The 8,235-nt window shown below is 62.7% G+C and carries 7 protein-coding genes, 1 rRNA gene and 2 pseudogenes; 7 read left to right on the top strand and 3 right to left on the bottom strand.

Annotation, left to right across the window (positions count from 1 at the left end; all coding sequences use genetic code 11):
• Positions 1-115 (top strand): 5S ribosomal RNA (rrf, locus tag PSOLE_RS21045).
• A 289-nt stretch (positions 116-404) separates the two neighbouring features.
• Here rrf and PSOLE_RS21040 read toward each other — a convergent pair.
• Positions 405-677, bottom strand: a complete 273-nt coding sequence (locus tag PSOLE_RS21040) for a flagellar biosynthetic protein FliQ (RefSeq protein ID WP_074860515.1) — start codon at positions 675-677, stop codon at positions 405-407.
• 12 nt (positions 678-689) lie between these two features.
• Positions 690-1,270 (bottom strand): annotated as a pseudogene (locus tag PSOLE_RS21035) (flagellar type III secretion system pore protein FliP); the annotation flags it as partial.
• 314 nt (positions 1,271-1,584) lie between these two features.
• On the opposite strand from PSOLE_RS21035, the gene PSOLE_RS21030 reads away from it, so the two are divergent.
• Together PSOLE_RS21030 and ubiA are read left to right on the top strand one after the other, a co-directional pair.
• Positions 1,585-2,136 (top strand): chorismate--pyruvate lyase family protein, encoded by a 552-nt coding sequence (locus PSOLE_RS21030; RefSeq protein ID WP_074860513.1) that lies wholly within the window; start codon positions 1,585-1,587, stop codon positions 2,134-2,136.
• Between the two features lie 223 nt (positions 2,137-2,359).
• Positions 2,360-3,250, top strand: coding sequence for a 4-hydroxybenzoate octaprenyltransferase (gene ubiA / locus PSOLE_RS21025; RefSeq protein ID WP_074860511.1), 891 nt, complete (start codon positions 2,360-2,362; stop codon positions 3,248-3,250).
• Between the two features lie 30 nt (positions 3,251-3,280).
• Here ubiA and PSOLE_RS21020 read toward each other — a convergent pair whose 3' ends face one another.
• A complete protein-coding gene (locus PSOLE_RS21020) occupies positions 3,281-3,667 on the bottom strand; it encodes a COG4315 family predicted lipoprotein (RefSeq protein WP_074860509.1) in 387 nt (128 codons plus the stop codon).
• Positions 3,668-3,966: 299 nt separating this feature from the next.
• On the opposite strand from PSOLE_RS21020, the gene phoB reads away from it, so the two are divergent.
• The 4 genes and pseudogenes from phoB to PSOLE_RS21000 all read left to right on the top strand — a co-directional run bounded on the left by phoB (position 3,967) and on the right by PSOLE_RS21000 (position 8,206).
• Positions 3,967-4,656: a phosphate regulon transcriptional regulator PhoB gene (gene phoB / locus PSOLE_RS21015; RefSeq protein WP_074860508.1), complete on the top strand. Its 690-nt coding sequence runs from the start codon at positions 3,967-3,969 to the stop codon at positions 4,654-4,656.
• A gap of 42 nt (positions 4,657-4,698) precedes the next feature.
• Positions 4,699-6,018, top strand: a complete 1,320-nt coding sequence (gene phoR, locus PSOLE_RS21010; protein ID WP_074860505.1) for a phosphate regulon sensor histidine kinase PhoR — start codon at positions 4,699-4,701, stop codon at positions 6,016-6,018.
• Between the two features lie 62 nt (positions 6,019-6,080).
• Positions 6,081-7,421: a hemolysin family protein gene (locus tag PSOLE_RS21005; protein WP_017676079.1), complete on the top strand. Its 1,341-nt coding sequence runs from the start codon at positions 6,081-6,083 to the stop codon at positions 7,419-7,421.
• A 249-nt stretch (positions 7,422-7,670) separates the two neighbouring features.
• A pseudogene (locus PSOLE_RS21000) lies at positions 7,671-8,206 on the top strand (hypothetical protein).
• The last annotated feature ends 29 nt before the right edge of the window (positions 8,207-8,235 follow it).

Raw genomic sequence — 8,235 nt, 5'->3', positions numbered from 1 at the left:
TTGACGACCATAGAGCGTTGGAACCACCTGATCCCATCCCGAACTCAGTAGTGAAACGACGCATCGCCGATGGTAGTGTGGTGCTTCACCATGTGAGAGTAGGTCATCGTCAAGCTCCTATACGAAACCCCAGATCGCGCAAGCGGTCTGGGGTTTCTTCTTTGGGGGCGCGGAATACGAAACCCCAGATCGCCTAGCGGTCTGGGGGGCTTCTTTGCGGCGCGGAAAACTTCACGGCAGAAGTCGTTCCTGCAAGCGCATGGGGGCGCTGCGCGCACCGAGACTGCCTTGTGGTTGAACAGCGTCGCCATGCTGAGCAGGGCAACGATGTGGCAGAACGGCCACCAGTGAGCCTGCAGGCTGGTCAGATACTGGCTGACGTGCAGCACGGGTTCGGACTTGCTTCAGTCCACCAGATGCCCGGCCGGCTTGAAGGTTTCGATGAACAGATCCCCCAGCGTGGGCAGGATCCAGTGGCCGGCGAACAGCAGCATGGCCAGGGTGATCAGCAGGCGCGGGAGGAAGCCGAGCATCTGTTCATTGATCTGCGTGGCAGCCTGTGAAATGCTCACCAGCAGGCCGCCGAGCAGGCTCGGCACCACCAGCACACAGACGATGATGCCGGTGATATAGACTGCGTGAGCTACCAGCTCGGCGGCGTGTTCGGGCGTGAGCATCGCGAAGCCTCGCTAATAGGGCTGAATACTGGTGGTGAGGGTGCCGACCAGCAGCGTCCCGCCATCGACCAGAACGAAGATCATCAGCTTGAACGGCAGCGAGATCATCATCGGCGAGAGCATCATCATGCCCATCGCCATCAGTACGCTGGCCACCACCAGGTCGATCACCAGAAAGGGTACGAAGATCATGAAACCGAGCTGAACGGCAGTCTTCAGCTCGCTGAGCACGAATGCCAGCAGCAGGGAGAAGTCCAGCTGGGCTAGGTCCTCGGGCATTTCCTAGCCGGCCAGGGTAACCAGGGTTTCCAGCGAGTTCTTGCTGGTCTGCGCCAGCATGAACTGGCTGATGATACGCTTGCCTTCGCCCAGACCCTGTTCGAGGCTGATCTGGTCGGCCTCGAACGGCACGTAGGCCTCGGTGTACATCTCCTGCCACACCGGGCGCATCACCAGCAGGGTGAGGCACAGGGCGATGCCGACCAGCACCGGGTTCGGCGGGCTCTGCTGAGGCCGATGGCCTGGCGCAGGATGGCCAGGACGATGATGAAGCGGGTGGGCGAACGCATGAAAGCCAAGGGCAAAGCCGGCAAGCAGATCGCCTGCGCGCTATGCGTAAGCTGCTGTGTATCGCTTATGGCGTGCTGGAATCTGGTCAGCCTTTTGATCCGACACTCGCTATTGCGAGGCGAGCTTCAAGACGGTATCTACGGGCCTGAGTAGGCCGTCCGCTTCCTATTAGTTAGGCCTTGTAGGGTGGGCTTTAGCCCACGCGGATTGTCGTTGGCGGGCTGAAGCGGATCGCCGCCCGGCCCTCCCTACGCCCCTGCAGCTCATGTCCCGCTCTCAAAGCGCCTGCCACGCCGTGCTAGACTCGCGCGCTTTCGATCTGTGGTGATTTCTCTCCGTGCCTCACGCCGCTCTCGCCCATCCGCCGCGCTGGCTGACCAATGCCCAGCTGCATCCGCAGCCTTGTGCCGGTGTGCGCGACTGGCTGTTCAACGAGGATTCGCTGACCCGGCGCCTGACCGCGCTGTCCGCTGACGGCTTTTCGGTAACGCCGTTGCAGGAAGGCTGGCAGCGCCTGCGTAGCGATGAGTGCGCAGTGCTCGGCGTGGCCGATGGCAGCCAGGGCTGGGTGCGCGAGGTGTACCTGCGCGGTCATGGGCAGCCCTGGGTGTTCGCCCGTAGCGTTGCCGCGCGCAGCGTGCTGGAGGGTTCCGGGCTGAATCTGGCGGAGCTGGGCAGTCGCTCGCTGGGTGAGCTGCTGTTCAGTGACCGGGCCTTCGATCGCGGCGAGTTGCAGGCCTGCCGCTATCCGGCAGCCTGGCTGCCGCAGGAGGTGCGCGAAGAGCGCCTGTGGGCGCGGCGCTCGTGCTTCAGCCGGGGGGCGCTTGGTGTATTGGTGGCCGAGGTGTTTCTGCCGGCCTTTTGGCAGGCGGCGGGTATCGAGGCGTAGTGTTCGCACTACCATTGCCTACTCAGGCTATCCCTGTTGTCTGTCAGACCATGGCGTACTGCTTCGCGACGACTGCATGGATGCAGGAGGTAGAGCGACGCAGGAAGCCAAAGCCGAGTACGCCCTACGCGTTGAACCGCTTGTGGCGGTGAGCATCGACGCTAAAGCGCCTCCCACACACGCTTCCTCGTATAATCCGCGCAACCTGCACGGAGACGCTTTGATGTACACCCGCCTGCTGCAATCGACCACCCGCCTGCACCCGCGCGCCTGGGACTTCATTCAGCTGATGCGCCTGGACAAGCCCATCGGCATCTATCTGCTGTTGTGGCCGACCTTGTGGGCGCTGTGGGTGGCTGCCGAAGGCGTGCCGAGCGCGAAGAACCTGTTCATCTTCGTCGTTGGCGTGATCCTGATGCGCGCCGCCGGTTGCGTGATCAACGACTACGCCGACCGCAACTTCGACGGTCACGTCAGCCGCACCAGGGCGCGTCCGCTGGCCAGCGGCAAGATCAAGCCGCGCGAGGCGCTGGTGCTGTTCACCGTGCTGGTGGCGATGAGTTTCGTGCTGGTGCTGTTCACCAATGCCACCACCATCTGGCTGTCTTTCGGCGGCCTGGCCCTGGCTGCCTGCTACCCCTTCATGAAGCGCTACACCTTCTACCCGCAGGTGGTGCTCGGCGCGGCATTCTCCTGGGGCATGCCGATGGCCTTCACCGCCGAGACCGGCAGCCTGCCACCTGAAGCCTGGCTGCTGTACATCGCCAACCTGCTGTGGACCGTGGCCTACGACACCTACTACGCCATGGCTGACCGTGAGGACGATCTGAAGATCGGGGTGAAATCCACCGCCATCCTCTTCGGCGACGCAGACCGCCTGATCATCGCTATCCTGCAGGGGCTGGCGCTGCTCTGCCTGCTGCTGGCTGGCGCACGTTTCGAGCTGGGGGTCTGCTTCCACCTCGGTCTGCTGGTGGCGGCGGCCTGCTTCGCCTGGGAATACCACGCCACCCGCGCCCGCGACCCGCAGGCGTGCTTCAAGGCCTTCCTGCACAACCACTGGGCGGGGCTGGCGATCTTCGTCGGCCTGGTCGCCGACTACGCGCTGCGCTGAAACCAGCGCAGCGCCTGGAATGATGGGGGATTAGTAGGCTTCCGGCTTGGCGACGTGCCAGACACCCATCTTGCCATCGCCCGTGACCTCACCGGGCTGCTTGTCGTTGATGAAGGTGTACAGCGGCTTCTTGTCATAGGCCCACTGCAGGGAGCCGTCGTCGCGCTTGACCAGGCTCCACTCGCCTTCGGCCTTGGCCCCGGCCTCAGCCTTCAGTGGCGGCCAGTTCTGCGCGCACTGGCCCGTGCAGTTGGATACGCCCGCGGCGTCCTTGTCGTAGGTGTAGAGCGTCATGCCCTTGGCATCCACCAGCATGCCGTCCTTCTCCATCGCCGGTTCGGCCGCCAGGCCCAGCAGGGGCCAGCTCAGCAGGGCACTGGCGAGCAGCGGGACTAATCGGGGGGTAATTCTTCTCATTTTTTAGCCTCTCCTCGGAATGAACAGCGACAGCCTGGCGGCAGCTGGGATCACGACTGGAGGTCACAGCGATACAGGACGGAAGGAGCCACGAACGCCCATAAGTGCCTATGGGGTCCTGTGCCAGGCTCCAGGCCGCCCCGGATTGGCGGCAGCCTCAATCAGTTTAGACGAGGCCCGCGGCGGAAATGTTCGGTGTTTTTTGCGGCCATGTCGGCAGCCGATAACTCCGTGTCACATACCTGCAATAATTCCGTTATCTAATGCGCGCAGACAGTTGAACGAACCGAGGCAGGACCATGGTTGGCAAGAACATCCTGATCGTCGATGACGAAGCACCGATCCGCGAGATGATTGCGGTGGCCCTGGAGATGGCCGGTTACGAGTGCCTGGAGGCGGAGAATACCCAGCAGGCCCACGCCGTGATCGTCGACCGCAAACCCGATCTGATCCTGCTCGACTGGATGCTGCCCGGCACCAGCGGCATCGAACTGGCCCGCCGGCTCAAGCGCGACGAACTGACCAGCGACATCCCGATCATCATGCTCACCGCCAAGGGTGAAGAGGACAACAAGATCCAGGGCCTGGAAGTCGGCGCCGACGACTACATCACCAAGCCCTTCTCGCCGCGTGAGCTGGTGGCCCGCCTCAAGGCCGTACTGCGCCGTGCCGGGCCCAGCGACAGCGAGGCGCTGATCGAGGTCGGCGGGCTGTTGCTCGATCCCATCAGTCATCGTGTGACCATCGATGGCAAACCGGCCGAGATGGGCCCGACCGAATATCGCCTGCTGCAGTTCTTCATGACTCATCAGGAGCGTGCCTACACCCGCGGCCAGTTGCTCGACCAGGTCTGGGGCGGCAACGTCTACGTCGAGGAGCGTACCGTCGACGTGCATATCCGCCGTCTGCGCAAGGCGCTCGGTGATGCCTACGAAAACCTGGTACAAACCGTGCGCGGGACTGGGTATCGTTTCTCCACCAAAGGTTGATCGCTAGCGCGGTGTTTCTGCGCCCACGTTCTTCTGACAAGGATGCGCTCCATCGTGAATCAAGACTGGCGTGGCGCCGTGGTGCGCCGCCTGTTGCTGCTGGTTGGCGCCTGCCTGCTGCTCGGTTTCATCACCGGTGAATATGCCTGGGTGCTGGCCTGCGGTCTGGCCATTCATCTGGGCTGGACCCTCAGCCAGCTGCTGCGCCTGCACAAATGGCTGCGTGAGCATAAACCCGACGAGCCACCGCCGGATGGTTACGGCCTGTGGGGCGAGGTGTTCGACAGCATCTACCACCTGCAACGCCGCAACCAGAAGGCGCGTGGCCGCCTGCAGGCGGTGATCGACCGCGTGCAGGAGTCCACTGCCGCCCTCAAGGATGCCGTGGTGATGCTCGACAGCCAGGGCAACCTGGAATGGTGGAACCGCGCAGCCGAGACGCTGCTGGGCCTGAAAACCCCGCAAGACAGCGGTCAACAGTTGGCCAACCTGGTACGCGACCCGCGTTTCAAGGACTACTTCGAGCGTGGCAACTATGCCGATGCGCTGGAGATTCCTTCACCGATCAACGATCGCCGCCGCTTGCAGTTCCATATCACCCGCTACGGCAATCGCGAGCACCTGTTGCTGGTGCGTGACGTTACCCGTCTGTATCAGCTGGAGCAGATGCGCAAGGATTTCGTCGCCAACGTCTCCCATGAGCTGCGTACGCCGTTGACGGTGATCGCCGGTTATCTGGAGACGCTTCTGGATAACGTCGAGGCGGTCAATCCGCGCTGGCTGCGCGCATTGCAGCAGATGCAGCAACAGGGGGCGCGCATGCAGACCCTGCTCAACGATCTGCTCCTGTTAGCCAAGCTGGAAGCCACCGATTACCCGTCGGACAACCTGCCGGTGGCAGTCGATCTGATGCTGCTGTCGATCAAGAACGACGCCCAGGCATTGTCTGGTGAGCAACAGCATCGCATCAGCCTGGAGGCCGATCCACATCTGCAGCTCAAGGGCAGTGAAGCCGAGCTGCGCAGCGCCTTCTCCAACCTGGTGTTCAATGCCGTGAAGTACACCCCGGCCGGAGGCGATATCCGTATTCGCTGGTGGTCTGACGAGAAGGGCGCATACCTGTCGGTCAGCGATACCGGTATGGGCATCGAGGCCAAGCACTTGCCGCGCCTGACCGAGCGCTTCTACCGGGTCGATTCGAGCCGTGCCAGCAATACCGGTGGCACCGGGCTGGGCCTGGCCATCGTCAAGCATGTGCTGCTGCGTCACCGTGGCAATCTGGAGATCAGCAGCGTTCCTGGCAAGGGCAGCACTTTCACCTGCCATTTCGCCCCGGCGCAGGTGGTGCAGCGTGCGCGCTGAGTGCTTGCATTCGACGCGGCGAAGCTCCAACCTCTAGCTATCTTTGGCCAATCCGAACCTTCATGGACCCCTCCACGAGTCTTCCTGCTCCCGATTACTTCGCCGATTTCGGCCTCATGCTGTTCGCCCTGTTTCTGGTCCTGCTCAACGGCTTCTTCGTCGCCGCGGAGTTCGCCATCGTGCGCCTGCGCGCGACCAAGGTCGATGCCCTGGCCGAGGCCCACGGTTGGCGCGGACACATCCTGCGCACCGTACACAACCAGATGGACGCCTACCTCTCGGCCTGTCAGCTGGGCATCACCCTGGCTTCGCTGGGGCTTGGCTGGGTCGGTGAGCCGGCCTTCGCCGAACTGCTGACACCGCTGCTGGTGGCGGTTGGCGTAGAGTCACCCAAGCTGATTCACGGTATCGCCTTCTTCACTGCGTTCTCGATCATTTCCTACCTGCACATCGTCATCGGCGAGCTGGCGCCCAAGTCCTGGGCGATTCGTAAACCGGAACTGCTGTCGCTGTGGACGGCAGCGCCGCTGTACGCCTTCTACTGGCTGATGTACCCGGCGATCTTCGTGCTCAACGCCAGTGCCAACGCCATCCTGCGCATCGCCGGACAGGGCGAGCCGGGGCCGCACCACGAGCATCACTACAGCCGCGACGAGCTCAAGCTGATCCTGCATTCCAGCCGTGCCACCAGCGACAACGACCAGGATCTGCGGGTGCTGGCGTCGGCAGTCGAGCTGGGCGAGCTGGAGGTGGTGGACTGGGCCAACTCTCGCGAGGACCTGGTCTTCCTGGAACTCAACGCCAGCCTCGATCAGGTGTTCACCACCTTCCGCCGGCACAAGTACAGCCGCTACCCGATCTTCGACGAGAGCAAGGGCGAGTTCGTCGGCGTGCTGCATATCAAGGACCTGCTGCTGCACTTGTCGCTGCTGGAGATGCTGCCCTCGGCGCTGAAGCTGGCGGATCTGATGCACCCGCTGGAGCGGGTCAGCCGGCACATGCCGCTGTCGCAGCTGCTCGAGCAGTTCCGTCAGGGCGGCGCGCACTTCGCCCTGGTCGAGGAGGCCGACGGCAAGGTGATTGGCTACCTGACCATGGAGGACGTGCTCGAAGCACTGGTCGGTGATATTCAGGACGAACACCGCAAGGCCGAGCGCGGCATTCTCGCCTACCAGCCGGGCAAGCTGCTGGTGCGCGGCGACACGCCGCTGGCCAAGGTCGAGCGCCTGCTCGGTGTCGACCTCGACCATATCGAGGCCGAGACGTTGGCCGGGTTGATCTACGAGACTCTCAAGCGCATGCCTGACGAAGAGGAGGTGCTGGAAACCGATGGCCTGCGCATCATCGTCAAGAAGATGAAGGGGCCCAAGGTGGTCCTGGCCAAAGTGGTCAAGCTGGATTGATCTCTCCTGTGGCTGGCCGGGTGCTCGCTATCTGCTCAGGCCGCATACCCTCTGGCCTGTGTCGAAGTCAGCGTTTCGCTTATGATCGACCGGTCAGTTTCGCTCCTGGTAACCCCCGCAAACCCTTGTGCGGCAAGGGATATTGCCGTTCGTCTGTTTAGTCGAATCCCTCCTGGCAGAGGCAGTCTAGGTACTTGCGTCCCACCTCCCGGTGGGCGGCGTTATCCACTCATTGCCAAGGAAATCGTCATGCAGCTGTCCAGGATAACCCCCCAAAGCAACACTCGCCCTGTGCCTGGCGGGCGCCTCGCAGGCCTATGCAGATTCGGTCACCGACCCGATCTCGACCTTCGGTGTCATCGCTTCGCACAACCAGTACAAGCTCACCGTGGACGATGAAAGCGACAAGGAGCGCCTCAATCAACGTCAAGCTGATCAGCAAGTCGCCCTTCGCCAAGGCCGGGCTCGGCTACAACTACCTGACGCCGGACTACACCCTGCGCCTGGAGGTGGGTGCGCTCTACTCGATCAATTCCGAAGCGCGCCTGAAGGTCGATGGCGACAGCGACTCCGTGGACCTCAAGGACAAGGTCAATCCTTACGGCGAGCTGACCGTGCTGTGGAACAAGGGCATCAACAACCTGCCGATCAGCACCAGCCTGTACTACACCCAGACCCGCTATGGGCTCGACAGCAACAGCGCCATCGCCGAGCGCAGCAAGCTCAAGCAGGAGCAAGTCGGCCTGCGCGTAGGCTCTGATTCGCGCATTGCATCTTTCCCCTAACCTGCGAATGGCTGACTGAACCTCATCTG

Origin of the sequence: Pseudomonas oleovorans subsp. oleovorans (assembly GCF_002197815.1) — a bacterium.
Taxonomy (GTDB): Bacteria; Pseudomonadota; Gammaproteobacteria; order Pseudomonadales; family Pseudomonadaceae; genus Aquipseudomonas; species Aquipseudomonas oleovorans.
The sequence above is the reverse complement of the archived record's forward strand: the minus strand, read 5'-3'. Positions and strand labels throughout refer to the sequence as shown.